This is a genomic window from Thermus scotoductus DSM 8553 (assembly GCF_000381045.1).
Lineage (GTDB): Bacteria > Deinococcota > Deinococci > Deinococcales > Thermaceae > Thermus > Thermus scotoductus.
Window position 1 is genome coordinate 72402 of sequence record NZ_KB905730.1, and the last position, 26152, is coordinate 98553.

The 26152-nt window shown below is 66.0% G+C and carries 19 protein-coding genes and 3 pseudogenes; 9 read left to right on the forward strand and 13 right to left on the reverse strand.

Features of this window, described 5'->3' with window-relative positions; all coding sequences use genetic code 11:
- Positions 1-6: 6 nt before the first annotated feature.
- A complete protein-coding gene (locus tag F604_RS0101195) occupies positions 7-1443 on the forward strand; it encodes a V-type ATP synthase subunit B (RefSeq protein WP_019550082.1) in 1437 nt (478 codons plus the stop codon).
- A 9-nt stretch (positions 1444-1452) separates the two neighbouring features.
- A complete protein-coding gene (atpD, locus tag F604_RS0101200) occupies positions 1453-2124 on the forward strand; it encodes a V-type ATP synthase subunit D (protein ID WP_019550083.1) in 672 nt (223 codons plus the stop codon).
- 61 nt (positions 2125-2185) lie between these two features.
- On the opposite strand, the gene acnA is transcribed toward atpD, so the two are convergent.
- The 7 genes from acnA to F604_RS0101235 all read right to left on the reverse strand — a co-directional run bounded on the left by acnA (position 2186) and on the right by F604_RS0101235 (position 12964).
- Positions 2186-4891 (reverse strand): aconitate hydratase AcnA, encoded by a 2706-nt coding sequence (gene acnA / locus F604_RS0101205; RefSeq protein ID WP_019550084.1) that lies wholly within the window; start codon positions 4889-4891, stop codon positions 2186-2188.
- Between the two features lie 162 nt (positions 4892-5053).
- Positions 5054-5806, reverse strand: a complete 753-nt coding sequence (locus F604_RS0101210; RefSeq protein WP_015716784.1) for an alpha/beta hydrolase — start codon at positions 5804-5806, stop codon at positions 5054-5056.
- A gap of 3 nt (positions 5807-5809) precedes the next feature.
- Complete coding sequence (locus tag F604_RS0101215; protein ID WP_019550085.1) at positions 5810-9109, reverse strand: efflux RND transporter permease subunit; 3300 nt, start codon at positions 9107-9109, stop codon at positions 5810-5812.
- Positions 9106-10293, reverse strand: a complete 1188-nt coding sequence (locus tag F604_RS0101220) for an efflux RND transporter periplasmic adaptor subunit (RefSeq protein ID WP_019550086.1) — start codon at positions 10291-10293, stop codon at positions 9106-9108. The genes F604_RS0101215 and F604_RS0101220 overlap by 4 nt, the downstream gene beginning before the upstream one ends.
- Before the next feature lie 10 nt (positions 10294-10303).
- Positions 10304-11272, reverse strand: coding sequence for a TolC family protein (locus tag F604_RS0101225; RefSeq protein ID WP_019550087.1), 969 nt, complete (start codon positions 11270-11272; stop codon positions 10304-10306).
- Complete coding sequence (locus F604_RS0101230; protein ID WP_019550088.1) at positions 11269-12537, reverse strand: TolC family protein; 1269 nt, start codon at positions 12535-12537, stop codon at positions 11269-11271. Before F604_RS0101230 ends, F604_RS0101225 begins: the two co-directional genes overlap by 4 nt.
- On the reverse strand, positions 12530-12964 hold the full coding sequence (locus F604_RS0101235; protein WP_019550089.1) for a MarR family winged helix-turn-helix transcriptional regulator: 435 nt from the start codon (positions 12962-12964) through the stop codon (positions 12530-12532). Before F604_RS0101235 ends, F604_RS0101230 begins: the two co-directional genes overlap by 8 nt.
- Before the next feature lie 82 nt (positions 12965-13046).
- On the opposite strand from F604_RS0101235, the gene F604_RS0101240 reads away from it, so the two are divergent.
- Together F604_RS0101240 and cdd are read left to right on the forward strand one after the other, a co-directional pair.
- Positions 13047-14372, forward strand: a complete 1326-nt coding sequence (locus F604_RS0101240) for a hemolysin family protein (protein WP_019550090.1) — start codon at positions 13047-13049, stop codon at positions 14370-14372.
- Positions 14359-14727 carry a cytidine deaminase gene (gene cdd / locus F604_RS0101245; protein WP_019550091.1) on the forward strand — a complete coding sequence of 123 codons (369 nt, stop codon included), beginning with the start codon at positions 14359-14361 and terminating at the stop codon, positions 14725-14727. Before F604_RS0101240 ends, cdd begins: the two co-directional genes overlap by 14 nt.
- Here the strand turns inward: cdd and F604_RS0101250 are convergent.
- Genes F604_RS0101250 through F604_RS0101260 form a run of 3 tightly spaced genes read right to left on the reverse strand, consistent with a single transcriptional unit; the run spans position 14724 to position 18162 of the window.
- Positions 14724-15392 carry a hypothetical protein gene (locus F604_RS0101250; RefSeq protein WP_019550092.1) on the reverse strand — a complete coding sequence of 223 codons (669 nt, stop codon included), beginning with the start codon at positions 15390-15392 and terminating at the stop codon, positions 14724-14726. The genes cdd and F604_RS0101250 overlap by 4 nt on opposite strands.
- Complete coding sequence (locus tag F604_RS0101255; RefSeq protein ID WP_015716793.1) at positions 15380-16234, reverse strand: dihydrodipicolinate synthase family protein; 855 nt, start codon at positions 16232-16234, stop codon at positions 15380-15382. The genes F604_RS0101250 and F604_RS0101255 overlap by 13 nt, the downstream gene beginning before the upstream one ends.
- Complete coding sequence (locus tag F604_RS0101260) at positions 16231-18162, reverse strand: hypothetical protein (RefSeq protein ID WP_019550093.1); 1932 nt, start codon at positions 18160-18162, stop codon at positions 16231-16233. The genes F604_RS0101255 and F604_RS0101260 overlap by 4 nt, the downstream gene beginning before the upstream one ends.
- 17 nt (positions 18163-18179) lie before the next feature.
- Here F604_RS0101260 and sdaAB point away from each other — a divergent pair, with 17 nt between their 5' ends.
- Positions 18180-18842, forward strand: a complete 663-nt coding sequence (sdaAB, locus tag F604_RS0101265; protein WP_015716795.1) for an L-serine ammonia-lyase, iron-sulfur-dependent subunit beta — start codon at positions 18180-18182, stop codon at positions 18840-18842.
- Here the strand turns inward: sdaAB and F604_RS0101270 are convergent.
- Together F604_RS0101270 and lepA are read right to left on the reverse strand one after the other, a co-directional pair.
- On the reverse strand, positions 18839-19822 hold the full coding sequence (locus tag F604_RS0101270) for a sensor histidine kinase (protein ID WP_019550094.1): 984 nt from the start codon (positions 19820-19822) through the stop codon (positions 18839-18841). The two genes, sdaAB and F604_RS0101270, sit on opposite strands and share 4 nt — an antisense overlap.
- Entirely contained in the window at positions 19812-21638 is a 1827-nt protein-coding gene (lepA, locus tag F604_RS0101275; RefSeq protein WP_019550095.1) for a translation elongation factor 4, read from the reverse strand. The genes F604_RS0101270 and lepA overlap by 11 nt, the downstream gene beginning before the upstream one ends.
- Positions 21639-21704: 66 nt before the next feature.
- Between lepA and F604_RS11740 the strand changes: the two genes are divergently transcribed.
- The 3 genes and pseudogenes from F604_RS11740 to F604_RS11750 all read left to right on the forward strand — a co-directional run.
- Positions 21705-22622 (forward strand): thiolase family protein, encoded by a 918-nt coding sequence (locus tag F604_RS11740; protein WP_019550096.1) that lies wholly within the window; start codon positions 21705-21707, stop codon positions 22620-22622.
- Positions 22534-23031, forward strand: a pseudogene (locus F604_RS11745) (SDR family NAD(P)-dependent oxidoreductase); the annotation flags it as partial. The gene F604_RS11740 and the pseudogene F604_RS11745, both read left to right, overlap by 89 nt.
- A pseudogene (locus tag F604_RS11750) lies at positions 23003-23359 on the forward strand (CoA transferase); the annotation flags it as partial. The pseudogenes F604_RS11745 and F604_RS11750, both read left to right, overlap by 29 nt.
- On the opposite strand, the pseudogene F604_RS0101295 reads toward F604_RS11750, so the two are convergent.
- Positions 23359-23634 (reverse strand): annotated as a pseudogene (locus F604_RS0101295) (SDR family oxidoreductase); the annotation flags it as partial. The pseudogenes F604_RS11750 and F604_RS0101295 overlap by 1 nt on opposite strands.
- Before the next feature lie 25 nt (positions 23635-23659).
- On the opposite strand from F604_RS0101295, the gene F604_RS11755 reads away from it, so the two are divergent.
- Positions 23660-26149, forward strand: coding sequence for a hypothetical protein (locus tag F604_RS11755; protein ID WP_019550100.1), 2490 nt, complete (start codon positions 23660-23662; stop codon positions 26147-26149).
- The last annotated feature ends 3 nt before the right edge of the window (positions 26150-26152 follow it).

Sequence of the window (26152 nt, forward strand, 5' to 3'; positions counted from 1 at the left end):
GGAAGGATGGATCTTCTTAAGAAGGAATACACGGGCATCACCTACATCTCGGGACCTCTCCTCTTCGTGGAGAACGCCAAGGACCTGGCCTACGGTGCCATCGTGGACATCAAGGACGGCACGGGCCGGGTGCGCGGCGGCCAGGTGATCGAGGTTTCCGAGGAGTATGCGGTCATCCAGGTGTTTGAGGAGACCACGGGGCTGGATCTGGCCACCACCAGCGTGAGCCTGGTAGAGGATGTGGCCCGGCTCGGGGTTTCCAAGGAGATGCTGGGCCGGCGCTTCAACGGGATCGGCAAGCCCATCGACGGCCTGCCCCCCATCACCCCGGAGAAGCGGCTTCCCATCGTGGGCCTTCCCCTGAACCCCGTGGCCCGCAGGAAGCCCGAGGAGTTCATCCAGACGGGGATCTCCACCATCGACGTGATGAACACCCTGGTTAGGGGGCAGAAGCTTCCCATCTTCTCGGGCTCGGGCCTTCCCGCCAACGAGATTGCGGCCCAGATCGCTCGTCAGGCCACGGTGCGCCCCGACCTCTCGGGGGAAGGGGAGAAGGAGGAGCCCTTCGCCGTGGTCTTCGCCGCCATGGGCATCACCCAACGGGAGCTCTCCTACTTCATCCAGGAGTTCGAGCGCACTGGGGCCTTAAGCCGCTCCGTCCTCTTCCTGAACAAGGCGGACGACCCCACCATCGAGCGCATCCTCACCCCCCGCATGGCCCTCACCGTGGCCGAGTACCTGGCCTTTGAGCACGACTACCACGTGCTGGTCATCCTCACGGACATGACCAACTACTGCGAGGCCCTGCGGGAGATCGGGGCGAGCCGCGAGGAGATCCCGGGCCGGCGGGGTTACCCGGGATACATGTACACGGACCTGGCCACCATCTACGAGCGGGCCGGGGTGGTGGTGGGGAAGAAGGGCTCCGTGACCCAGATCCCCATCCTCTCCATGCCCGACGACGACCGCACCCACCCTATTCCCGACCTCACCGGCTACATCACCGAGGGGCAGATCCAGCTTTCCCGGGAGCTTCACCGCAAAGGGATCTACCCCCCCATTGACCCCCTGCCCTCCCTTTCCCGGCTTATGAACAACGGGGTGGGCAAGGGGAAGACCCGGGAGGACCACAAGCAGGTTTCCGACCAGCTTTATTCCGCCTACGCCAACGGGGTGGACATCCGCAAGCTGGTGGCCATCATCGGCGAGGACGCCCTCACCGAGAACGACCGCCGCTACTTGCAGTTCGCCGACGCCTTTGAGAAGCACTTCATTAACCAGGGCCAGCAGAACCGCTCCATTGAGGAGAGCCTGCAGATCGCCTGGGCCCTGCTTTCCATGCTGCCCCAGGGGGAGCTCAAGCGGATTTCCAAGGACCATATCGGCAAGTACTACGGGCAGAAGCTGGAAGAGATCTGGGGTGCTCCCCAAGCCCTGGACTAAGGAGGTTAGATGAGCCAGGTAAGCCCCACCCGCATGAACCTTCTGCAACGGCGCGGCCAGATGCGCCTGGCGCAGAAGGGGGTGGACCTCCTCAAGAAGAAGCGGGATGCCTTGGTGGCGGAGTTCTTCGGCCTGGTAAAGGAGGCCTTGGAGGCCCGCAAGGCCCTGAACCAGGCGGCGCAGGAAGCCTATGGTGCCCTGCTTTTGGCCCAGGCCTTTGATGGGCCGGAGGCGGTGGCGGCTGCGGCCTTGGGGGTGCGGCCCCTCGAGGAGGTGGAGGCGGAGGTGGAAAACGTCTGGGGAAGCAAGGTGCCGAGGCTTAAGGCCACCTTCCCCGATGGGGCCTTGCTCTCTCCGGTGGGCACCCCGGCCTATACCCTGGAAGCCGCCCGTGCCTTCCGCCGCTATGCCGAGGCCTTGATCCAGGTGGCCAACACCGAGACCCGCTTGAAGAAAATCGGGGAGGAGATCAAGAAGACCACCCGACGGGTGAACGCCCTGGAGCAGGTGGTTATTCCCGGGATCCGCTCCCAGATCCGCTTCATCCAGCAGGTTCTGGAGCAGCGGGAGCGGGAGGACACCTTCCGGCTAAAGCGCATCAAGGGCAAGATCGAGGCCCGGGAGGCGGAAGCGGAGGGAAGCCGCCCCAACCCCCAGCTGGAGATTGGGGCCGGGCTTTAGCACCTTCCTAGAGGGGTAGAAAAAAGGCCCCGGGTCATGACCCGGGGCCTTGTGCGCTTCCCTACTGGGCCTTCGCCTCCTTCAGCATGTTGAGGAGCACGGTCTGGAGGATGCCGCCATTCTTGTAGTAGTCCACCTCCACCGGGGTGTCCAGGCGGGCGATGGCCTGGAAGCGAACCTCCGTGCCGTCCTCCTTCCTGGCCACCACCTCCACTTTCTTGCGGGGGGTGAGGTCCTCGAGGCCCAGGATGTCGTAGACCTCGTAGCCGGTTAGGCCCAGGGTTTCCCGGTTCTCGCCCGGCAGGAACTCCAGGGGCAGGACCCCCATCCCTACCAGGTTGGAGCGGTGGATCCTTTCAAAGCTTTCGGCCAGCACCGCCTTGATGCCCAGGAGGTAGGTGCCCTTGGCGGCCCAGTCGCGGCTAGAGCCGGTGCCGTACTCCTTGCCGGCGATGACCAGAAGGGGGGTGCCCTCCTCTTGGTAACGCATGGCCACGTGGTAGACGAAGTCCACCTCCCCCTCGGGAAGCTTCTTGGCGTAGCCCCCTTCTATTCCATCCAGCATCAGGTTCTTGATGCGGATGTTGGCGAAGGTGCCCCGCACCATCACCTCGTGGTTGCCGCGCCGGGAACCGTAGGAGTTGAAGTCCTCGGGTTTGACCCCCTTGGAGATCAGGTACTGGCCCGCCGGGCTTTTCACCGGGATGGCCCCGGCGGGGGAGATGTGGTCGGTGGTCACGGAATCCCCCAGGACCAGGAGCACCCGGGCTCCCCGGATGTCCCCCACCTGGTGCTGGCCCAGGTTCTGGAAGAAGGGAGGCTTCTGGATGTAGGTGCTCTCGGGATCCCAGCCGAAGAGTTCCCCCGTGGGGGCGGGCAGGGCCTGCCAGCGCTCGTCCCCCTCAAAGACCTTGGCGTACTCCTTCTTGAAGAGCCCGGGGTCCAGGGTCTTGGCCATGGCTTCCCGGATCTCCTCCATGGAGGGCCAGATGTCCTTGAGGTAGACGGGCTTGCCGTTGGGGTCATAGCCCAGGGGCTCCGTGGTGAAGTCGATGTCCATGCGGCCCGCCAGGGCGTAGGCCACCACCAGCATGGGGCTCGCCAGGTAGTTGGCCTTCACGTGGGGGTTGATGCGCCCTTCAAAGTTGCGGTTGCCGGAGAGGACGGCGGCCACCACCAGGTTCCCCTCCTCCACCGCCTTGGCGATGTCCTCGGGCAGGGGGCCGGAGTTGCCGATGCAGGTGGTGCACCCGTAGCCCACCACGTGGAAGCGCAGGGCCTCGAGGAAGGGAAGGAGCCCGCTGGCCTCCAGGTAGTCGGTGACCACCTTGGAACCCGGGGCCAAGGAGCTCTTCACCCAGGGCTTGGTGTCCAGGCCCGCTTCCACCGCCTTCTTGGCCAAAAGCCCGGCTCCCAGCATCACCGTGGGGTTGGAGGTGTTGGTGCAGCTGGTGATGGCGGCGATGACCACGGAGCCGTGGGTGAGCTCAAACTTCTCGTCCTGGCGCTTCACCAGCACCTTCTTGTTCAGCTGGTCCGGGGTGAGTCCGAAGCCCCTTTCCTTCACGGGCTTGGTGAGGTGGGCCAGGAAGCTCTGCTTTACCTCCTTGAGGGCCACCCGATCCTGGGGCCGCTTGGGGCCGGCCAGGGAGGGTTCCACCGTGGAGAGGTCCAGCTCCAGGTACTCGGAGTAGCGCACCCGTTCCTCCGCCTCAGGCGTGCGGAAAAGCTCGTTGGCTTTGGTGTAGGCCTCCACCAACGCGATGAGCTCCTCCGGGCGGCCCGTGAGCCTCAGGTAGTTTAGGGTTTCCTCGTCCACCGGGAAGAAGCCCATGGTGGCCCCGTACTCGGGGGCCATGTTGGCGATGGTGGCCCGGTCCGCCAGGGAAAGCTTGGCCACCCCAGGCCCATAGAACTCCACGAACTTGCCCACCACCCCGTGCTTGCGGAGGATTTCCGTGATGGTGAGGACCAAATCCGTGGCCGTGGCTCCTTCGGGAAGCTCGCCGTAAAGCTTGAAGCCCACCACCTTGGGGGCCAGCATGTAGTAGGGCTGGCCCAGCATCACCGCCTCAGCCTCAATGCCCCCCACGCCCCAGCCCAGAACCCCGAGGCCGTTCACCATGGTGGTGTGGCTGTCGGTGCCCACCAGGCTGTCGGGGAAGGCTAAGGTGAGGCCCCCTTCCTCCTTGGTCATCACCACCTTGGCCAGGTACTCCAGGTTCACCTGGTGGACGATGCCGGTGCCGGGGGGCACCACCCGGAAGTTTTCCAGGGCTCCCTGGGCCCACTTGAGGAGCAGGTAGCGCTCCCGGTTCCGCTCGTATTCCTTCTCCACGTTGTAGAAGAAGGCGTAGGCGGTGCCGAAGGCGTCCACCTGCACGGAGTGGTCGATGACCAGGTCGGCGGGCACCACGGGGTTAATGCGCTTGGGGTCCCCGCCCCGCTCGGCCACGGCATCCCGCATGGCGGCCAGGTCCACCACCGCCGGTACCCCGGTGAAGTCCTGGAGGATGACCCGGGCCAGCTTCAGGGGCACGTTGATCTCCCCCGGCTCAGGGGTCCAGCGGGCCAGGGCCTCGATGTCCTCACGGGTTACCTGGTAGCCGTCCTCGTTTCTGAGGAGGCTTTCCAGCATGATGCGGATGGAGAAGGGAAGGCGGCTTACCTCGGCAATCCCTTTCCTTTCCAGTTCCGTGAGGTCAAAGTAGGCGTAGGTGCCGCTTGGGGTGTTAAGGGTCTTAAGGGTTTGGAAACTATCCTTCATGGCTGCTCCTTTCCCTTCCCCCTTTCCAAACCACACCCAGCGGGTTGCAAACCCCGGTACCCGGGCGCCAAAGCCAGGGTTTCGGATGGGTGTGGGTTTTGGGGGGAAGTGTTCCGAGGGGGGGCGCCCGCCCCGGCTTTTTCCACTATACCACCTCGGCCCTCAGCGGTGGGCCTGGGGCGGGGGAGGGGCGTCCAGGCCCAGGCCCCCCAAGAAAAGCAGGACCTCCTCCTGGATCTCCCGCCATAGGGCTTCCCGGGGCCTTCGGGCGGGCCGGTCCCCTTTCTGGGGACCGTAGGCGCCAAAGCCCGCATGGTTCAGCCCTTCCACGAAGACCACCCGGGCGTTTTTGGGAAGGAGCCGGGCCTTCTCCCGGGCTTTTTCCGGGGGGAGGAGGCCGTCTTCCGTGCCGAAAAGGGCCAGGACGGGAAGGTTTTCCTGGGAAAGGTCCTTTTCCGGGTAGCTGGCGAAGAGTATGAGGGGAAGCCCTTCCGAGGCGGCCAGCTCTGCCGCCGCCACCCCGCCTAGGCTGTGCCCGCCCCCTACCCAAGGGAGCCCGGAATGGGCCCGGTGGGCCTCCAGGGCCCTTTCCTTTCCCAGGAGGGCGATGCCCGAGGGAACCTTCAAAAGGACCACCAGGTACCCCGCCTCCGCCACCGGGGCCAGGACCGGGGCGTAGGCCAAGGGCTCCACCCGGGCCCCGGGGTAGAAGGCCAAAAGGGCCTTGGGGGCTTTGGGGATGAGCTCTAGGCCGTAAGAAGCCTCCCGCACCTCGAGGCCAGCTTGCTTCAAAGCTTCCTGGGCCACGGCCTCCGCCTTTAAGGGCCTGAGGAAGTAGTGGGCCACCCCAACCATGGCCAGGGCGATGAGGAAGGCCGCCACCAGAAAGAGGAGAAGGAGCTTTTTGGCGCTCATGGATCACCTCAGGATCGCTTCCTGGGCCCTTCGCCCTTCAAAGGCGTAGAAGGCCGCGGGCACCACGAAGAGGGTGAGGAGGGTAGAGGAAAGAAGCCCCCCCAGGATGATCACCCCTAGAGGCCTGCGGTACTCCGCCCCTTCCCCGGTGCCCAGGAGCAGGGGCAGGCTGATGATGAGCACGGTGAGGGTGGTCATGAGGATCGGCCTTAAGCGGAGCCGGGCCGCCTCCACCAGGGCTTCCCTTAAGGGCTTTTCCCGCATGCGCTGCACGGCGAAGTCCAGGAGCAGGATGGCGTTTTTGGTGACCAGACCGATGAGCATCACCACCCCCAGCACGCTGATCACGTCCAGGCCGGTTCCCAAAAGGTAGGTGAGCCAGAAGGCCCCCACCAGGGCTAAGGGAACGGGGAGGAGGAGGTAAAGGGGGTAGCGCCAGGCGTTGAACTGGCTGGCGATGACCAGGTAGTTGAGCACCAGGGCCAGGGCGAAGGCCAGGGGGGCCAGCCGGGCCAGCTCCTCGGTGAAGCTTCCCAGACCCGTGGCCAGAAGCTCCACCCCATCGCCCAGGAGCCCGTTGGACTGGAGCTCCGCCTCCAGCTCCTGTTGGATCTGGAAGCTTCCGGGGGCATCCGGCTTCAGGTTGATGTTGATGCCGGCGGCGTAGGCTTGGTTGCGCCTCGAGATCAGGGTGGGCCCCGGCCGCTCCACGAACCGCCCCAGGCTTCCCAGGGGCAGGAAGGCTCCCTGGGCAGGGGCGTAGATGGGCAGGGAGAGGAGGTCGGACTCGCCCCCGAGGCGTAGGGGATCCACCTGGACCACGATGGCCAGTTCCTCGCCGCCCCTCCTGGCGGTGGCCGCCTGGCTGCCCGAGAGGTAAAGGCGCAGGGTCTGGGCCACGTCGAGGGGGGTGAGGCCGGTGCCGGAAAGCCGGGCAGGATCCGGCACGAAGACCCGTTCCCGCTGGGTGGCCTCGAGGGTGTTCTTCACGTTGAGGACATAGGGTTTTCCCGCAATCAGCTGGGTGATCTCCCTCACCCGCTCCTCCAAAAGGGCCCGGTCGGGGCTGGTGACGAAAAACTGCAGGTCCGCATCCCCGGCCTCGGGGCCGGTCTGGGCCAGGACCCGCAGGTCGGCCCCAGGGAAGTCCTTAAGGGCCTCCCGTCCTTGGCGGTTGAAGACCTCGGTGAGGGTGAAGATGTCCTGGCGCTCGTTCTTGGGTTTCAGGACGATCTGGAGCTGCACCCGGCTGGGGTCCCCCACCTGGGCCCCGCCGGTGGCGCTGGCCCCCACGGTGGTGACCACCCGCTTCACCGCCGGGTGGGAGAGGAAGTAGGCCTCGAGGGCCCTTGCCGCCCGGTCGGAGACCGCCAGGGGGGTGTCCTTGGGGAGGAGGAGGGTGGCCGTGAGAATCCCCGTGTCCGAGCGGGGGACGAAGTTGAAGGGGATCCTGGGCAGGATGGGGAAGAGGGAGAGGAAGGCCAGGGTGGCGAGGCCCAGGACCACCCAAGGCCGCCTTAGGACCTGGCCAAGGCTTCGGGCGTAGGCCTCGGTGAGGCGGTGCATCAAGGCCTCGGAGCTGGCGTGGAGGAGGTGAGTGAGGGCTCCCGCCAGGTCCAGGAAAAAGCGGCCCAGGTAGCGCCCGAGGCCGAGGAGGGCGGGGTACAGGGGAAGGAGGAGAAGCCAAAGGGGCCCCTGCCGGTAGAGGAGGAAGGCGGCCAGGGCTCCGAGGAGAAGGCCCACCGGGGTGCGGAAGCCCCTTCGGTAAGCGAAGCGGAGGTCCTGGGGCAGGAGGCGTAGGGCCAGAAGGGCTTCCCTGGGGCTTGGGGGCTCGGGGTCCGGGAAGTAGGCCAGGCGCACGGTGAGGAAGAGGAGGGCCTCCAGCCAGCTCACGGCGATGGCGGCGGCCATCCCAAGGCCGAACTGCTGGAAGATCTGGCCGATGATGCCGGGGAGGAAGCTGATGGGGAGGAATACCGCGAGAAGGCTCAGGGTGGCGGCGGCCACCGCCACGGAAACCTCGCTGGCTCCCTTCAGCACCGCTTCCTTGAGGCCGTACCCCATGCGCCGGTAGCGGTCGATGTTCTCCGCCACCACGATAGAGTCGTCTACCACGATGCCCACCGCCACGGTGAGGGCGAGGAGGCTGATCAGGTTGTAGGTGAAGCCCAGAAGGCCGAAGAGGAGGATGGCTCCGGAGAGGGTGATGGGGATGGCCAGGATCACGGAGAAGACGGAGTTCAGCTTCCCCAAGAAGACCAGCACCACCAAGGACACCGCCAAGGCAGCCAGGAAGGCCTCCCGCACCGTGTCCAAAACGGCGGCCCGGATAAAGCGGGTGGAGTCCAGGGCGATCTCCGCCCGGTAGCCTGCGGGGAGTTTGGTTTCCGCTAGGGTCTTTTTGACCCCGTCCGCCACGGCCACGGCGTTGGAGTCGGGGGTCTTCACCACCGCCAGGAGGACGGCGGGGCGGCCGTTCAGGCGGTTTAGGGTGCTGGGCTCCTCCGCCCGTTCCTCCACCCGGGCCACGTCCCGGATCCTGAGGCCCCGGGAGGGATCCAGGACCAAATAAGCCACCTCCTCGGCGGTGGCAGGGGTGTTGCGCAGGGTGTAGACCAGGCGCTTTTCCCCCTCGGTGAGGCTTCCCAAGGGCAGGTTCAGGGCCGAGGCGGAAAGCGCCTGCACCACCTGGCCGGGGGCCACGCCCAGGGCCTGGAGCCGGTCGGGATCCAAGTAGACCCGGATGGCCCGCTTGGGCGCCCCGGTGAGGCGGATGTCCGCCACCCCCGGCACCAGCTGGAGGCGGGGCTTTAGGGTTCGCTCGGCGTAGCGCAACACCTGGGAGAGATCCTCCCCGGGCGCCTCCAGGGCCACGTAGAGGATGGGGCTTGCCGAGGGGTCAAACTTCTGCACCACGGGGGGCGAGGCATCCTTGGGAAGCAGGGCCCGGGCGGCGGCCACCTTCTGGCTCACCTCCACCGCTACCCGGTCCACGTCCACCCCTTGCTGGAACTGGACAAAGACCAGGCTGAAGCCCTCGGTGGAGCTGCTTCCGATGGTGTCCACCCCGCTTAGGGTGGAAAGGGCGTCCTCGAGGGGTTTGGATACTTGCTCCGCCACCTCCTCGGGACCGGCCCCGGGGTAGCTGGTGGAAACCGCCACCACGGGCACGCTGAAGCGGGGCAGGAGCTCCACCCCAAGTCCAAGGCCCAGGAGGAGCCCCACCAGCACGAGCCCCACGAAGATGGCGGTGGCGAAGACGAACCGCTCCACGAAGAAGGCCACCAGGGGGTTGGTCCTCACCGAACCACCTCCACGGGATCCCCATCCTTGAGGCCCACGGGCACGGGATGGATGACCTCGGCACCCTCGTCAAGGCCCTCCACCGCCGCTTGTCCGCCTTCTTGGGCGAGAAGGCGCACGGGGGTTTTTCTCGCCTTCCCCTCCTTCACCTGGTAGACCAGGGTTTCCCCCTCCTGGACCTGGAGGCTCGTTGCGGGGATGAGGAAGCCTTCGGCCAGCTTCACCCGGTAGCGCACCTCGGCGGGACCCGGGAGCAGGGTGTCTTCCGGCTTCAGGACCACCTCCACCAGGCGGGTCTGTCCCGGGAGGTCCGTCTTGCGCAGGAGGCGTGCCCGTACCTCCCGCCCGTTTTGCCTGAGGAGGAAGGGTGTTTCTGGAGTGAGGGCGCTGGCTTGGTCGGGAGGGAGGTAGACCTTGGCCAAAAGGCGGTCCGTGGTGGCCAACCGGAAGGCCCGGTTTCCCGTTCCCACGAACTCCCCTTCCCTTACGAAGACCTCCACCACCTCCCCGGCGAAGGGGGCCCGCACCGTGTTTTCCTTGAGGTTCCTTTCCGCCTGGCGCACCTGGAGCCGGGCGGCCTCCACCTGAAGCTCAAGAAGCCGGAGGTCCTCTCCCCGCTCCAGGCGGGATAGGGCCTCGAGGGCGTTCTGGTAGTTGCTTTCCGCTTGGCGGTACTGGGCCTCGAGGGCCTTGAGGTCCAATGGGGCCAAGGCCCCCGCCGAAAGCAAGGCCTGGCCTTCCTCGTAGCGCTTCTTGGCCGCCTGAAGCTGGGCTTCTGCCGCCTGGAGCTGGGCCTTGAGGGTGGCCCGGTTTCCCGCAAGCTGGTTTCGGGCGCGCTCCAGGTTGGCCTCGGCTTGTTTTAGGTTAAGCCTGGCGGCTTCCAGGGCCTCCTGGAAGGGAGCGGGGTCCAGGTAGACCACCCCTTCCCCCGCCTGCACCCGGGTGCCGGCGGGAAGGGTTCGCAGGACCCGGCCGGAGGCGCCTGCCGCCACCAGGCTGTCCTTTTCCGCCTGCAAGGTGGCGGAGGCCCGCACCTCCCGCTCCAGGATTCCAGACTGGGCCCGCACGGTGCGTACCTCCGTGGCCAGGGTAGGGCTGGGAGGGGCCTCGGGGGCTTTGGCCTCCTTGGGGGCGCAGGCGCTCAGGAGGATGAGGCTTAGGGCAAGGCTTGCCATCGGGCGCATGGTTTCCTCCTTAGCGGCTCGCCAGAAGGCTGTAGTAAGCCTTCAAGTAGGCATGCTTGGCCTGCTCCAGGGAAAGCGCCGCCTGCTTGAGGGCGAGTTCCTGTTGTAGAAGGCCTAACCGGCTGGTGAGGCCGGCCTGGAACCGCTTCTCCTCGGCGCGGTAGCGCTCCTGGGCTGCCCGGTAAGCTTCCTCCGCCGTTTTCACCCCTTGCAGGAGGGGGGATAGCTGGCGGTACCTGGCCTCCAGTCCTACCCTTAAGGAACGCTCCAGGTTGGCCAGGTTGGCCTCGAGGGTTTGGATCTGGTCCTCCAGGGCCTCGATCTCCTTCCTTGGGACGAAGCTTTCGTCCAAGAGACCCCGCTGGAAGCGGAGAAGGGCCAGGGACTGCTTCAGCTGCAGGAGGTCGGTGTGCTCCTGAAGAAGGGTTTCCACCAGCTTCTCCTCGGGGAGGGCTGGCAGCTCCTTGACGCCTTCCGGCTTCCAATCCCCCACCAGGTTCGCCAAGGCGGCCAGGGCGGTATCCCGTCCCCTTTGGGCCAGCTCCAGGTTCTTCCTGGCCTCCAGAAGCCGGTTTTGCGCCTCCAGGAGGTCCAGGCTGGTGGCCCCGCCTCCCTTGAGGCGGATCTCCGTGGCCTTGAGTCCCAGCTCGGCCACCTCCACCGCCTTTTCCGCCAGATCCACCTGCAGGAGGGCTTCATAGGCCTGGGTGTAGGCGGAAACGATCTCGCTTTCCGTCTGGGCCAGGGCCCGTTTGAACCTGGCCTCGGCCAGATCCCTGGCCTGGCGCGCTTGCAACTCGGCCAAGGCCGTGCGCAAGGGGTCCTGGAGGGTGCGGGCGAGGTCTTTTTGCTTGGTTTGGTAGTCCAAGCGGGCCGTGACCACCGCCGCCACCTCCGGTGCCTTTTTCAGGGCCTCGGGGAGGGGCTGGGCTAAGCCAGGAGCCAGAAGCACGAGTAAGGCTAGGGCGTTTTTTCTCATGGGGTCACCTCCGGTAGGAGTTCGCCGTAGAACTGGTAAAGCTCCATCCACTTGGTTCTCAGGTCGCTTTCCGCCTGGGCCAGGGCCAGTTCCGCCTGGGCAAGGGAAAGCTCCGCCTGCAACAGGGCCAGGGGGCTTTCCAGGCCCAGTTCCAGGCGCTTTTTCGTTTCCGCCAGGGTCCTTTCCTGGGCCTCGAGGCGGAGGCGGGCTAGCTCCAGGGACGTCCTCAGGGTTTTCAGGGAGTTATTCAGGGTCTCTTCCTGAAGCCGGGCTTGTCTTTCGGCTGCCTTTAGGGCTTCCTCCGCCCCCCGCACCTGGGCCTCTGCGGCCTCCAGGGCGGCGAAAAGACCCGGGGAGAGGGTGAGGGAAAAGGAGAGCCTCATTTCCTCCAGGGTGCGGTAGCTACCCCCTCCGGGTAGGCTGGTGGGCCTTTGCGCGGGATCCTGCCGGGTGTAGGCCAGGGTGGGTTGCAGGGTCCGGCTGGAAAGGCTCAGGGCCAGGGTGTCGTTCCCGCTCGGGTAGAGGAGGTAGCTGGCCTTGACCTCGGGGAAGAGGGTGCGGAGGGCGCTCATGTGGGCGATCCTGGCTTCCTCCAGGCTCAGGCGGGCTTCCTCCAGGGAGAGGGGCGTGGTGCCTTGGGGTGGGGGGATCTCGGGAAGGGGCTTGGTGAGGTCTACCAGCCCCTCCGCTCCCTTCCTGGCCAGTTCCACGTTCCTCTGGGCCTCCAGGAGGCGGTTTTCCGCTTCCTTCAGGGCAAGTTCCGCCTCCCTGAGCTCCTTGGGGTTGGCCTGGCGTTTCCGAGCTGCCTCCAGGGCTGCCTGGGCCAGTTCCACTCCCTTTTGCGCCACCTTTTCCCCCAAGAGGGCCAGCTGGTAGCGTCCGTATGCGGCCACCGCCTGGGTTTGCAGGGCAGTAAGGACCTTGCGGTAGCCGAGCTCCGCTCTTCGGTAGGCGATCCGGGCCCGTTCCAGGCTGTCCTGCACGTCCCCGAAGGGGAATGGAGTAAGGACCAGGGCCAGGGTGAGGCTTCCCCCTGTGGCGGGCAGGCTTTGGCAGAGGGAGGGAGGAGTGCACTCGTATCCCAAGCGGGCGTAGTTTCCCTGCACATTGAGGGCTAAGGGGGAAGCCTGGGCCTCGAGGGCCTTGGCGGCAGCCTGCAAGAGGGCCTGGGCCTGCCGGGCCAGGGGGTGGTCCTTGAGGGGACTCAGCGCCCCCTGGGCCAATGCGGGGAGGAGAAAGAGGAGGAGGGCGAGGGCTTTAGCCACCTTCCACCTCCGTGAGCTTGCGCAGGAGGTCGCGGAAAAGGAGGAGCTCCTTTGGGCTGAGCCGGGCTAGGTGCTGCCCGTAGGCCTGAAGCCAGGCTTCCTGTAGGCGCTTGTGCACGGCCTCCCCCTTGGGGGTGAGGCGCAGGAGCACCCTGCGGCGGTCCTGGGGGTCTGGGTGGCGCCTCAGGAGGCCGGCTTCCTCCATGGAGGCCAGGAGGTGGGAAACCTGGGAGGGAAGGACCTCGAGGTGTTCCGCCAGGCGGGAGGGAAGCTGGATCCCCTCCTTCACCAGGCGGAGTACCTCCGCCTGGAGGAGGGAGAGGCCTTCTTGGGCAAAGGTTTCCTTGGCCCGGGCGAGGAGAAGGCGCATCAAGGCATACCCCAGCCGCGAGAGCTCCTCCACCAGGGGAGCAGGGGGACCCTTCATACTCTTCAACTATACATGTAAATCAAGGAAAAACAAGGGCGTGCCCCACATGGCCCCATGGTGTAGAATGGCGAAAGGTGATATGGACAGACCTCCCAGTCGGTGGCTCTTCTTCTTGCCCTTCGGTTCCCTAGCCCTGGCCCAATCCCAAGCCCCAAGCCCTGGGGACCTCTTTCTTTTGGTCCTTCTCTTGGCCCTTTCCGCCTTCTTCTCCGCCAGCGAAACGGCCTTCACCACCCTATATCCCTGGAAGGTGCGGGAGCTTGCGGAAACCCAAGGGGGGCCCTTCCGGCTTCTCTCCCAGGACATCACCCGTTTCCTCACCACCATCCTGGTGGGCAACAACCTGGTGAACATCGCCGCCACCGCTTTGGTGACGGACCTGGCCACCCGGGCCTTCGGCTCGGCCGGCGTGGGCCTGGCCACGGGGCTCATGACCTTTCTCATCCTGTTTTTCGGGGAGATCACCCCCAAGTCCATCGCTGTTCACCACGCCGTACCCTTGGCCCGGGTAGCTGCCTGGCCCATCTATCTTTTTTCTATCCTGCTTTATCCGGTGGGCCGCTTCTTCAGCCTGGTTTCGGGTTTCTTCTTGAGGGTGCTGGGCCTGGAGCCCCGGGATACCCCCCTGGTGTCCGAGCACGAGCTTAAGCTCATCCTGGCGGGGGCGGAGGAGTCCGGCACCATCGAGGCCCAGGAGGAGGAGATGATCCACTCCATCCTGGAGCTGGAGGAAACCCCCGTGCGGGAGATCATGACCCCCCGGGTGGAAATGGTGGCCATCGAGGCCGAGGCCAGCCTGGAGGACTTCCTCCACCTCTTCCGCGAGCACCGCTACAGCCGGGTTCCCGTCTACAAGGAGAGCGTGGACCACATCGTGGGGGTGGCCTACGCCAAGGACCTGCTGGACTACTACTGCGAGGAGGATCTTAAAGGGCGCACCGTGGCCTCCATCGCCCATCCCCCTTACTTCGTGCCCGAGAACATGGATGCCTGGTCCCTCCTAAGGGAGCTTCGCCGGCGGAAGGTGCACATGGCCATCGTGGTGGACGAGTTCGGGGGCACGGCGGGCCTGGTCACCTTGGAGGACGTGATGGAGGAGATCGTGGGGGAGATCTACGACGAGACCGACGAGCCGGAGGACCTGGCCATTCGCAGGCTTCCCGACGGCTCCTTCTCCATCCAGGCCCAGACCCCCGTGGACGAGGTGTCCGAGGTCTTGGGAGTGGAGCTTCCCGAAGGAGAGTACGACACCCTTTCCGGCTTCCTCTACGAGCAGTTTGGTCGCATCCCCGGCGTGGGGGAAAGCGTGGAGTGGCAGGGGTTTCGCTTCGTGGTGGAAAGCGCCGACCAGCGCCGCATAGAAAGGGTGCGGGTGGAAAGGCTGGTGGAGCATGGAGAGGGTTAGGGCCATCCTCGAGGCCCATGTGGAGCGGGCCTACGCTCCTTACTCCGGCTTCCCCGTGGTGGCCCTGGTGGAGGCGGAAGGGGAAAGCTTCCTTGGGGTCAACGTGGAAAACGCCTCCTTCCCCCTTTCCCAGTGTGCGGAACGGAATGCGGTGGCCGCCATGGTGCTTTCGGGGAAGAGGCGCATTGACCGGGTGCACATCTATAGCCCCAAGGGGCCCATCCCCCCGTGCGGGGGGTGCCGCCAAGTCCTCTTGGAGTTTGGCAGCCCCGAAACCGAGGTGGTGTTGCATGGTCCCGAGGGGTATGTGGTGAAGACCCTGGGGGAACTCTTACCCTGGGGCTTTAGGCTCTAGAGGGAAAGGACGAGGCTTTGGCGGAGGAAGCCTGGGACCTCGAGGGTGAGTTCCAACCTGCCTGTCCCCCGTTCCAGGCCAGGTCGGAAGCCCACCACCTGAAGCCGGCCCTCGCCCCGGGCGGGCAGATCCACCTGTACCCGGAAGCTTTGGCCCAGGAGGACCAAGCTTCCTTCCACCTTGAGGGGAAGGGGGTTGGGGTTTTCCAGGAAGAAGTTCACCCCCACCCGGCGGACCCTTGGGGGCTCCAGGGGGAAGGCCAGCCGGGTGCGGAAGAAGGTGAGGCTTTGGCCCAGGGTGCGGCCTTCCAAGGCCACCGCCACCCCCTCCCGGGAGAGGAGGGCCTGGGCTGTGGCCAAGGCCTCCTTGGGGGTGAGCCGTACCAGGAGCACCTCCTCCTTCCTTCCGGGGGGTAGGGTTAGGTCCAGGGGCACGGCCACCTCCCCCACCCTGAGCCGGGTGCCAAAGGTGGCCAGGGGCAGGGGGAAGGGGTTGGGGTTTTGGAACTCCACCCTTACCCCCAGGAGGAGGGCGGGTTCCGGGCTCACTTCCAGGCCCCGCAGCTCGGCTCCCAGGAAGCGGGCCTCGGGGGTCAGGGTCTGGGGAGCGCAGGCGGCCAAAAGGCCCAGGGTCAAGAGGCCTAAAAGAATTCTCACAGGAGCCATCCTTCCTCCTTGAGGGCTTCCAAGACGGGCCGAAACTCCTTCCAGATAGGGCTTTCCTGGGGATAGGGAGGCCTTGGGTAACCGGCGGGTAGGCCCAGGTGCCTCATGGCCTGCTTGAGGAGGGGTACCCCACCCCTGGAAAGAAGGTTCCCCAAGGGGAATAGCCGTTTTTGCAGGGCCTGGGCTTCGCTTAGGCGGCCGGTCCGGAAGGCCTCCAGGAGGGACCGGTAGGCCCTGGGGGCCAGGTTGGCCGCCGCCAGGATGCCTCCTTCGGCTCCCAGGGCCAAAGCCCCCAGGAAGGTGGGGGCGTGGCCGGTGAAGACCCGGAAGTCATCCCTCAGATGGGCCTGGTAAAAGGCCAGGCGGGTTAGGTCCCCGCTGGAGTCCTTGATTCCCGTGATCCTGGGGTGTTGGGCCAGGGTTTCCACCGCGGAAAGGGGCAGGTCCACCTTGGTGTTCTGGGGCACGTGGTAGAGGAAGATGGGCATCCTTTCCGCCAGGGCTTTGTAGTAGGCCACGAGCCCCTCGCCGAGGCTTGCGTGGTAGTAGCGGGGAGGCGTGGCCAGAAGGGCCATGGCGCCTGCTTCCTGGGCCTCGAGGAGGGCCCGTTCCGCCTGGGGCACGGTTTCCTCCATGAGGCCCACCAGGAAAGGCTTCCGGGGTTTTAGGGCCCGAAGCCCCCTGGCCCGTTCCTCCGGGGTCAGGTGGACGCCTTCCCCGTTGGAGCCGTAGATGAGAAGCCCGTCCACCAGAGGTTCCAGGGCTTCCGCCAGTTCCCGAAAGGCCTCTGTGTCCAGGCGGCCCTCCCGGTCAAATGGGGTGGGGATGGGGGGAAGGATCATGAATGCCTCCTTAGACCCAGTACCAGCAGAAGAAGGTGAAGCCCATAGGCCAGGATTAGGAAAGAGGGTCCCTGGCCCTTTAGGAGGGCTAAAAGCCCGTAGGCGGCAAAGAGGAGGAGCGCCAGGCCGAACCCACTGGAGAAGCCGAGGCTTCCGGGTACCAAGACCCGCACCAGAAGGCCCCAGGCGGGGGGCACAGGCGTCCTCCTTCGCGGCAGCAGGAAGGTGAGGAGATGGTAGAGGAGAAGGAGCCAGAAGCCGGCGAAAACCCAGGGTCTTAGCCTTTCCGGGAGGGGGGTATCCAGCTGCATGAATCTCCGGAAGGGATCTTCCTGAAGGCGCACAAGCTCCACCTGGAGGAGGGTTAGGTAGAGGGTGCGCAGGGTGGGACCCGGCTCCCTGGCCCCCCAGGGATCCTGCCCCAGTTGGAGGGCTGTGCGGATGGGTCCCTCGAGGGGAGCCTGGCGGTAAGCCTGGGCCAAGGAGGCCTCATCCCCCCTGAGGGCCAGGGCGAAGGGTAAGGAGGCTTCCCGCAGGAGGCCTTGGGCCTCCTTGGGGGCCTCCGAAAGGAGGGCGTAGCCCAGAAGGGCCTTGACCTCGGGGGTGGGGGGCAGGGTACGGAGCCAGTCCTGGGCTTTTTGGGTACGGAGGGTGCCTTGGTCCAAGGGGGGGGCGAAAAGCTCTTTTCGCACCTGGGCGTCCAGTCCCTGAAGGAGGAAGCCCAGGCTGAGGGCTAGGAAGAGGGCCAGGGCCAACACCCGTTCCCCCAGGCTGGCGTAGGCCAGGTGAAGGTGCCGAAGGCGCAGGAGGGGGTGCCGCCAGAACCCGCCCAGGTAGCCACCGATGGGCCTCAGGTCCTTTAGCTGGGCGGGCAGGTAGTAGAGCAAGAGGTAGAGCATGAGGCCCAGGTAGGCCAGGCCCAGGGTCCAGAGGGCCATGGGAAGCAGGGAAAGCCTGGGGGGAAGCCAGGTGCGCAGGATCTTTCCCGCCTCGAAGAAGGTCAGAGCCTGGGCAGGGTGGCCTTGGGCCTCGAGGTATTGGGCAGTACCTTGGAAAAAAGCCAAGGAACCTGGGAAGAGAGGGGTGTAGCGGAGGAGGGCCTTGGCCAGGAGAAGGGCCTTTTCGGGGTCCTTCTCCTGCAGAAGGCGGGAGGCCTCCGCCATGCGGGCCACCCCCGGTTGGCCGAAGAAGAGTTCCGGCCTATGGCCCCGGGCCAGGAGGTCCTGGCCGTAGGCCTCGAGGTCCTCCGGGGTGAGGGTGGTGGGGTCCAGGGTCCAGTAGGCATAGTAGGGCCAGGGCTTTGGGGGGTTGAGAGCTTCCAGGAGGGAGCCCAGGACCTTTAGGTCCTCCTCCTTGCCTTCAAAGGGCACCCGGGGGAAGGGGATGGGCAGGACCCAGTCCCCCTCGAGGAGGGCTTCAGGGCCTGGCCTGAGGGCCAGGATGCGGGCCGGGGCAAAGTGGAAGGAGAAGGTTTTCTCCTTCGCGCTGGTTTCAACTACCAAAAGCCCCTGGGTCACGTACACCTTATCCCCTTGGACCAAAGGTCCCAGCCAACCCCCCGGGGGTAGGGGCAGGAGGCCCCAGGGGAGCTTGAGCCCTTCCCGGGTCAGCTCGGGGGTGGCGGGAGCCAGGGCGATGAAGCGGGCTTCCAGGGCACCGGCGGGCAGGGAAAGGCGGATGCGGTACTCCCCGGGGACCTTGGGGTGTAGCTCCAGCTGGAACCTTCCCTTCTGGGCCTCCACCTCCAAGGTTTCTTGTCCCTCGGGGCCCTCCAGCACCATGGGGAAGCGCCCCTCGGGCAGGTCCCGCCCCTCCAGGACCATGGACCTTCCCGCCTGGACTTCCTTCGGGACCACCAGGCTTTGGCCTAAAACCGGGAGTCCCAGGGCCAAGAGGAAGCCGATGGCCCGGGTCAGGAACGCGCGCATGGGGTTATTCTACAGGCATGGGTCTACTGGACATGATCGGCCCGGTGATGGTGGGGCCTTCCTCCAGCCACACCGCCGGGGCTTGCCGCCTGGCCCTTCTGGCCCGGCACCTTTTGGGGGAAAGGCCTAGGCGGGTGGAGTTTGGCCTGCACGGCTCCTTTGCCAAGACGGGAAAGGGCCACGGCACCCACCTGGCCCTGGTGGCGGGGGTTTTGGGCTTTACCCCCGACGACGAAAGGCTTAAGGAAAGCCTTTCCCTGGCGGAGAAGGAAGGCCTCGAGGTGGCCTTCAAGGCAGTGGAGCTAGGGGATGTGCATCCCAACACCGTGCGCATGGTCCTGGAGGGGGAGAAGGAGCGCATCACCGTGACGGGAAGCTCCCTGGGAGGCGGGTTGGTGCGCATCTTTGACCTGGATGGCTTCGAGGTGCGCATCACCGGAGCCGCCCCCACCCTGGTGATCCGCAACGTGGACACCCCGGGGGTGGTGGCCCGGGTGGCCCGCATCCTGGCCGATGACGAGGTGAATATCGCCTACCTCACGGTGAGCCGCAAGAAGCGGGGCGGGGAGGCCATGATGAGCCTCGAGGTGGACCGTCCCCTTCCCGAGGTCCCCTTGAGGTACCTGGAGCACCTCTCCTACATCCTCTGGGTGCGGCAGATCCCCCCGGTTATGGACTAAAGCTCCTTGGCCGAGGGGAGTTCCAGGCGCAAACACGCCCCGCCCAAGGGGGTTTTGCAGGTCAGAAGCCTCCCCCCGTGGGCCTCGGCCACCCGCTTGGCGGTGTAGAGGCCAAGCCCCGCGCTTCCCCGGTTCGGGCCTCCTTGGCGGAAGGGCTGGGCCAGGGCTTCCAGGGGCAGGGGAAGCCCTTCCCCGTCGTCCTCCACCTGCAAGGCCCCTTCCTCCACCCGGATGCGCACCTGGGTTTTGGCGTGCCGCAGGGCGTTGTCCAGAAGGTTGGCCAGGGCCCTTTCCAAAAGGAGCCGCTCCCCCCGGGCGAGACCCACCCCCTCCACCGTGAGGCCAAGCCCCCGCCTTCCCGCTTCCTCCCGGTAACGCAGAAGGAGATCCTCGGCCAAGGCCCTTAGGTTCAGGGTTTCCCGCTGGGGGGTGCGGGCCTCCAGGCGGGAGAGGGCCAGGAGGTTTTCCACGAGAAGGTGGGCCTGGAAGAGCTCCCCCCTCAAGGCCAGAAGGAGTTCCACCCGCTTCTCCCGTCCCAGGTGGTCCGCCCTTTCCAGGTACTCCAGGGCCCGGATGGCGGAAAGCAGGGGGGTTTTCAGGTCGTGGGCCAGGGCCCCGTAGAAGGCTTCCCGGGCCTCCATAAGGCGCTGGAGGCGTTGAAGAAGCTCCCCGAAGCGGGCGCGGAGCAGGGCGATCTCCATGGGGGGAGGCTCCTTGGGGGCGGGTAGCCTGAGCGCGTTCACCGGGCCCTCCTTGACGGAGAGGTAGGCCAGGGCGCGGGTGAGCTCCTCGAGGGGCCTGAGGAGGCTTCGGGCCAGGAAGTACCCCACCGCCCCAGAAACCAGGGCGATGAGAAGAAGCCAAAGCACCAAGGGCAGCCAGGGACCCTCCCCCATGAGGCCCAGGGTGAGGGCCAGGACCAGGTTGGGCAGAAAAGCCAGAAGGGCGATAACCAGGGCGAGCCTTGCCCTAAGACTCATCCCGCCCCGCCGAGAGCACCGCCAGGAAGGCCTCCTGGGGCACCTCCACCTTGCCGATGGCCTTGAGCCGCTTCTTCCCCTCCTTTTGCTTTTCCAGAAGCTTCTTCTTCCGGGTTACATCCCCGCCGTAGCACTTGGCCAGCACATCCTTGCGCAGGGCCTTCACCGTGGCCCGGGCGATGATCTTGCCCCCGATGGCCGCCTGGATGGGCACCTCAAAAAGCTGACGGGGGATGACCTCCGCCAGCTTGTCCACGATGGCCCGGGCCATGGCGTAGGCCTTGTCCCGGTGGGCGATGAAGGTGAGGGCGTCCACGGGCTCCCCGTGCACCAGCACGTTGACCTTGACTAGGTCCCCAGGCTGGTAACCGATCTGCTCGTAGTCCATGGAGGCGTAGCCCCGGGAAAGGCTTTTCAGGCGGTCGTGGAAGTCGTAGAGGATCTCGGCAAAGGGCACCTCGTAGACCAGCTCTACCCGCTTGGTTTCCCCGGGAAGGTAGGTCATGTTCACCAGACGGCCCCGTTTTTCCTGGACGAGTTGCATGATGGCCCCCACGTATTCCTCGGGGGTAAAGACGGTGAGCTTCACGTAGGGCTCGAGGATCTCCTCGATCTTTGTGGGGTCGGGGAGGTCGGCGGGGTTTAGCACCTCCACCTCTTCCCCGTTTTTCAGGCGCACCCTGTAGACCACGCTGGGGGCGGTGGCGATGAGCTCCAGGCCGAACTCCCGCTCCAGGCGCTCCTGCACGATTTCCGCATGGAGAAGCCCCAGGAAGCCGCAGCGGAAACCGAAGCCCAAGGCGGTGGAGGTTTCCGGTTCAAAGGAAAGGGCGGCGTCGTTGAGCTTGAGCTTTTCCAGGGCATCCCTGAGCCTTCCGTAGTCCCCGGAGTCCACGGGGTAGAGGCCGGCGAAGACCACGGGTTTGGCGGGGCGGAAGCCGGGGTAGGGGGCGTCGGTGGGCCTATGGGCATGGGTGATGGTATCCCCCACCTGCACGTCGTGGATGTCCCGGATGGCGGCCACCAGCCAGCCCACCTCCCCGGCGGTGAGCTCCTCCACGGGGATGAGCCCCTGGGGGGTGAAGATCCCCACCTTGTCCACGGTGAACTCCTTGCCGGTGGAGTAGATGCGAATCCGGTCCCCCGGGCGCACCCGGCCCTCAAAGAGGCGGAGGTAGGGGATGACCCCCTGGTAGGCGTCGTAAAGGGAGTCGAAGATGAGGGCCTTAAGGGGAGCTTCCGGGTCGCCCTTGGGGGGTGGGATGCGCTTTACGATGGCCTCGAGGATCTCCCCCACGCCTTCCCCCGTCTTCCCCGAGGCGAAGATGGCCTCGTCGGCGGGAAGGCCCAGCACCTCCTCCACCTCGAGGGCTACCTCCAGGGGCCTGGCGTTGGGAAGGTCGATCTTGTTGATGACGGGGATCATCACATGGCCGTGTTCCAGGGCCATGTAGAACTTGGCCAGGGTTTCCGCCTCCACTCCTTGGCTGGCGTCCACCACCAGAAGGACTCCTTCCACTGCCGCCAAGGCCCGGGATACCTCGTAGGTGAAGTCCACGTGGCCCGGGGTGTCGATCAGGTTGAAGATATAGGTTTCCCCGTCCTTGGCCCGGTACTCCACCCGCACGGCGCTGGCCTTGATGGTGATGCCCCGCTCGCGCTCCAGCTCCAGGGAGTCCAGAAACTGCTCCCGCATCTCCCGCTCGCTCACCGCATGGGTCAGCTGCAGGATGCGGTCGGCCAGGGTGGACTTCCCGTGGTCCACATGGGCGATGATGGAGAAGTTGCGGATGCGCTTGTCATCCATCCTTCCCATCGTCCAGGGTGGAGGGGGCAAAGTCAAGCTCGCCTGGTGGTTTGGACGGTCCGGGTAGAATGCGGCATGTCCCGGGGGGATGTGGTCACGGGTTGTGTGACCCAAACCGGGGAACAGGGGGCCAACATAGGACGGCTTGCCGTCCTCCTTTCCCGCCTACCCCAGGAGGTTCCCGCGGTAAGCCTGAACCGCATGTGCGGCTCCAGCCAGCAGGCTGTGCACTTCGCCGCCCAGGCCATCGCTGCCGGCGACCTGGACTTTGCCATTGCCGGCGGGGTGGAGAGCATGACCCGATCCCCCATGTTCTCCGATATCGGGGGAGGCTTCCACACCTTGAATCCGGCGCTTTTTCAGCGGTACGAGCTCGTCCACCAAGGGGAAAGCGCGGAGCGCATCGCAAAGAAGTATGGCCTCTGCCGGGAGGAGCTGGACGAGTGGGGCTATCTCTCCCACAGGCGGGCGGCCCGGGCCATCCAGGAGGGGCGCTTCCGTAGCCAGATCCTTCCCCTGGAGGGGGTGGATGGGGAGGGAAGGCCCTTCCTGCTGGACCGCGACGAAGGGGTGCGTTTCGACGTGGACTACGAGCAGATGCTGGCCTTGAAGCCCGTCTTCCGGGAGGACGGGGTGGTGACCGCCGGCAACTCCAGCCAGGTTTCCGACGGGGCGGCGGCCCTGCTCCTGGGGGATAGGGAAAAGGCCTTGGCCTTGGGCCTCCGCCCCCGGGCCCGTTTCCTTGCCCGGGTGGTGGTGGCGGGGGATCCCACCCTGCAACTATTGGAGGTGATCCCCGCCACCAAAAAGGCCCTGGAGAAGGCGGGGCTTTCCCTTAGGGACCTGGACGTCATCGAGATCAACGAGGCCTTCGCCAGCGTGGTTCTGGCCTTCCTGCGGGAGTTTGGCCCGCAAGGTTCTGGGGCGCGAAGGCCCCCACGACCTGGAAGGTTTCCGCAAGGTGGTGGAGGTGAACCTTATCGGCACCTTTAACGTCTTGCGCCTTGCGGCTTGGGCCATGCGGGAGAACCCTCCCGATGCCGAGGGGCAGCGGGGGGTGGTGGTGAACACCGCCAGCGTGGCGGCTTTTGAGGGCCAGGTGGGCCAGGCGGCCTACGCGGCCAGCAAGGGGGGCGTGGTGGGCCTCACCCTCCCCGTGGCCCGGGAGCTTGCGGACTGGGGCATCCGGGTGGTGACCATCGCCCCGGGCCTCTTCGATACCCCCCTCCTTCAGGGGCTTCCTGAAAAGGCCAAGGCCTCGCTGGCCGAACAGGTGCCCTTTCCCAGGCGCCTGGGCCGGCCGGAGGAGTACGCCCTATTGGTCCTCCACATCCTGGAAAACCCCATGCTGAACGGGGAGGTGATCCGCCTGGATGGCGCCTTGCGCATGGCCCCCAGGTAGGGTTCTGGATCTCACCCGGCTTCTTCCCGGGCCCTTGGCGGGCAAGCTCCTTGCGGATCTGGGCTTTCCCGTCCTCAAGGTGGAGCCCCCTCGAGGGGACCCCCTCAGGGACTGGGCCCTGGAGGCCTACCGCTTCTTGAACGGGAAAAAGGAGATCCTGACCCTGGACCTGAAGAGGAGGGAGGATCGGGAACGTTTCCTGGTCTTGGTTCCCGAGGCCGCCATCCTCCTCGAGGCCAACCGCCCCGGGGTCATGGAGCGGTTGGGCCTCGGGCCTGAGGTGCTCCTGGGGATCAACCCCCGCTTGGTCTATGCCCGGCTTCGGGGCTAGCGGGCGGTCCAGCCCAGGTCGATGGGGAAGACGGCCCCGGTGATGGCCGCGGCCTTTTCCGAGGCCAGGAAGAGGGCCAAGGCCGCCACCTCCTCGGGTTCGATGAGGCGCTTGATGGCCGCTTGGGCTAGGAAGACCTTTTCCACCACCTCGCTTTCAGGGAGGGAAAGGGTGCGGGCTTGGTCGGCAATCTGGTTCTCCACCAGGGGGGTGCGCACGTAGGCGGGGGCGATGGCGTTCACGGTGATGCCATAGGGACCCGCCTCGAGGCTCCTGCCCCCTCGCACGGCCAAGGAGGTGCGGCGGGACCGTCCTCGGCGCCAAGTGGAGGAGGCCTTTCGCCAAAGCCCCGGGGTGGTCCTGGCGGCGGGGGCGGGGTACGGGAAGACTAGCCTGGCCTCGGAGTTTTCCGGGGTCTACGTGGCCCTGGCGGAGGAGGCCAAGGACCCTGCGGTTTTCCTGTGGCACCTTCTGGCTGCCTACCAAGGCCGGGCCGAGCTTCAGAGGGTGGCGGAGCTTTTGGAGGCAGGGGCTTGGCCCAGGGCCTTGGAGGCCCTTTTGGGTGCCCTGGAGCCCTTGGGTTTCCACCTCCTGGTGCTGGATGAGGTCCACCGGGCGGAAAGCCCTGGGGTGCTCAAAGTGGTGCAGGGCCTGGTCCGGCTTCCCGGCCTAAGGCTCTTGCTCCTCTCACGGAAGGCCACACCCTTTGCCTTCCTCACGGTACTTTCCGAGTGGGAGCTGGCTTTTGATCCCGAGGAGGCCTGCCAGCTTGCCAAGGCGCTGGCCCCGGAACTTCCTGCCTTTGAAGTGGAGCGAGCCCTTTCCCTGGTGAGGGGATGGCCCCTGGGCCTACGGGTGGTCCTGTTGGCCATGCGCCGGGGCCTGAAGCCGGAGCTGGCGCTGGAAAGCGCCGAGGGGCTATTGGCTTACCTGGCCTATGGCCTTCCCGAGGAAGTTCTGCGGGAGGCCTCGAGGCTGGCCCTTTTGGGGGAGGTCCCGGAGGCGGAAGGCCAAGCCCTCTTGCCCTATGCCGAAGACCTGCTTCTGGAGAGGCGGGAGGGCAAGCTCTGGTTCCATCCCCTGGTGCGCAGTGCCTTGAAAACCCTCCTTCCCGAGGCGGAAGCCCGGGGGCTCCTCACCAAGGCGGCGGAGGAGGCCTTGGACCGCGGGGAGGGGATCCGGGCAGCCGGGTTCCTCCTGGAGGCGGGAAGACTTGGCCACGTGGCGGATCTCCTGGTGCAGGAGGGATTTTCCTGGTTGGCGCGCGGTCTCACCTACACCGTGTTGCGCCTTTTGGCCCACCTACCGGAAGCCTTGCGCCAAGGGCGGCGCGCCCTCGACCTGTTGGAGGCTGAGGCCTTGCGCCAGGCTGGGCGCTACCAGGAAGCGGAGGCCGCTTACCAGAAGGCCCTTAGGGCGGGGGAGACCCGGGCCTACTTGGGTCTGGCCCGGCTGTTCCTGGACACCGTGGAACCTGCTCGAGGACGTCCTTACCTGGAGGAGGCCTCGAGGTTGTTTCCAGCGGAAGCCAGGCTTCTCCTGGCGGAGAATCTTCTCAACGAGGGCCGGGTAGCGGAGGCGGAAGCCTTGGGGTTCTCCGGGTCAAGGCTTCTCCTTAGGCAGGGGAGGCCCAAAGAGGCCCTGGCCCGCCTTAGGGAAAGCGAGGACCCCGGCCTGCACCGGCCGCCGCAGAACCATCGGGAGGGTACCCTTCTCCGGTCACTTTTGGAGTGCGTGGCAGGGGATGCGGAGGAGGGCCTCCGGTGGGCGGAGCGGGGGCTTTGGGAGGCTGAGGTGCTGGGGAGTCCTTTCGGCATGAGCCTGGCTCAGGCCAGGAGGGGGCATGCCCTTCTGGTTTTGGAACGCTTAGAGGAGGCCAAGGCGGAAGGGGGTCCAGCGCGGCTTAGGGTGGAAGCCCTGGGGGGTCTGGCTGCCCTGGGGGATGAGAAGGCCTACAGGGAAATGGTTCGCCTGGCCCGGACCGCCGGGGATCTTTGGGTGGAAGGCTTCCTCACCCTTATGGCGGCGGTGGCTTGGCTTCGGCGGGGCGAGGTTTTTTCCTTGCCCACCCTGCCCCTTTTGGACCCCTTCCTTCAGGCTTTGGCCGAGGCTTACCCCTTTGGGGATGGATGGGAAGACCTTTTGCGGGTTTACCCCTTCCTGGCCCACCGGACGCTTTTCTCACCTCCGGTTTCCCGGGTACGCCGGGCCCTTTGGCGGCTTGGCCGCCTTCCCGTTCCCTACCATCCCGGGGTGCGGGTGGAGATACGGGTCCTCGGGGGATTTGAGGTGCGGGTGGAGGGACGACTTGTGCGGTTCCGCCGGGATAAGGCCCGGCTTCTTTTGGCCCTTCTGGTGGCCACCCAATGGGAGAAGGAGGATCTCCTCGAGGCCCTGTCGGTTTCCCCTGGGGAGTTTCGGGTGCTGTGGTGGGAGGTGGTCAACGCCCTGGAGCCCGACCGGCCCAGAGGGGCCAGGCCCTACTTCCTGCGCCAGAAGCCCTATGGCCTTTTCCGCCAGGCGCCGGAGCTATACCTGGACCTGGAGCCCCTCGCCCCACCCTACCTGGGGCTGGACCATCCTTTTCTGGATGAGGTTTCCAGGGCTTACCTGGAGGAGCGGCGGAGAGAGCTTTTGCAAAGCCCTAGGCTCGAGGACTGGCTTTTGGCCTTGCGCCTGGATCCCCTGGATGAGGAGGTCCTGAAGAGGCTTTGCGGCACCCCCGCCCAGGAAGAGGCTCTCCGCCTTCGGCAGCGGGCCCTGGAGGAGCTGGGTCTTAAGGCGTAAGGC

Bases quoted from the DNA above. Each gene is read 5' to 3' on its own strand.
- sdaAB (WP_015716795.1), top strand. From the start codon at position 18,180: ATGGGTCTACTGGACATGATCGGCCCGGTGATGGTGGGGCCTTCCTCC.
- F604_RS0101260 (WP_019550093.1), bottom strand. From the start codon at position 18,162: ATGCGCGCGTTCCTGACCCGGGCCATCGGCTTCCTCTTGGCCCTGGGA.
- cdd (WP_019550091.1), top strand. From the start codon at position 14,359: ATGGAGAGGGTTAGGGCCATCCTCGAGGCCCATGTGGAGCGGGCCTAC.
- F604_RS0101250 (WP_019550092.1), bottom strand. From the start codon at position 15,392: ATGGCTCCTGTGAGAATTCTTTTAGGCCTCTTGACCCTGGGCCTTTTG.
- F604_RS0101240 (WP_019550090.1), top strand. From the start codon at position 13,047: ATGGACAGACCTCCCAGTCGGTGGCTCTTCTTCTTGCCCTTCGGTTCC.
- F604_RS0101235 (WP_019550089.1), bottom strand. From the start codon at position 12,964: ATGAAGGGTCCCCCTGCTCCCCTGGTGGAGGAGCTCTCGCGGCTGGGG.
- F604_RS0101270 (WP_019550094.1), bottom strand. From the start codon at position 19,822: ATGAGTCTTAGGGCAAGGCTCGCCCTGGTTATCGCCCTTCTGGCTTTT.
- F604_RS0101195 (WP_019550082.1), top strand. From the start codon at position 7: ATGGATCTTCTTAAGAAGGAATACACGGGCATCACCTACATCTCGGGA.
- F604_RS11740 (WP_019550096.1), top strand. From the start codon at position 21,705: ATGTCCCGGGGGGATGTGGTCACGGGTTGTGTGACCCAAACCGGGGAA.
- acnA (WP_019550084.1), bottom strand. From the start codon at position 4,891: ATGAAGGATAGTTTCCAAACCCTTAAGACCCTTAACACCCCAAGCGGC.
- F604_RS0101220 (WP_019550086.1), bottom strand. From the start codon at position 10,293: ATGCGCCCGATGGCAAGCCTTGCCCTAAGCCTCATCCTCCTGAGCGCC.
- F604_RS0101255 (WP_015716793.1), bottom strand. From the start codon at position 16,234: ATGATCCTTCCCCCCATCCCCACCCCATTTGACCGGGAGGGCCGCCTG.
- lepA (WP_019550095.1), bottom strand. From the start codon at position 21,638: ATGGGAAGGATGGATGACAAGCGCATCCGCAACTTCTCCATCATCGCC.
- F604_RS0101210 (WP_015716784.1), bottom strand. From the start codon at position 5,806: ATGAGCGCCAAAAAGCTCCTTCTCCTCTTTCTGGTGGCGGCCTTCCTC.
- F604_RS0101225 (WP_019550087.1), bottom strand. From the start codon at position 11,272: ATGAGAAAAAACGCCCTAGCCTTACTCGTGCTTCTGGCTCCTGGCTTA.
- atpD (WP_019550083.1), top strand. From the start codon at position 1,453: ATGAGCCAGGTAAGCCCCACCCGCATGAACCTTCTGCAACGGCGCGGC.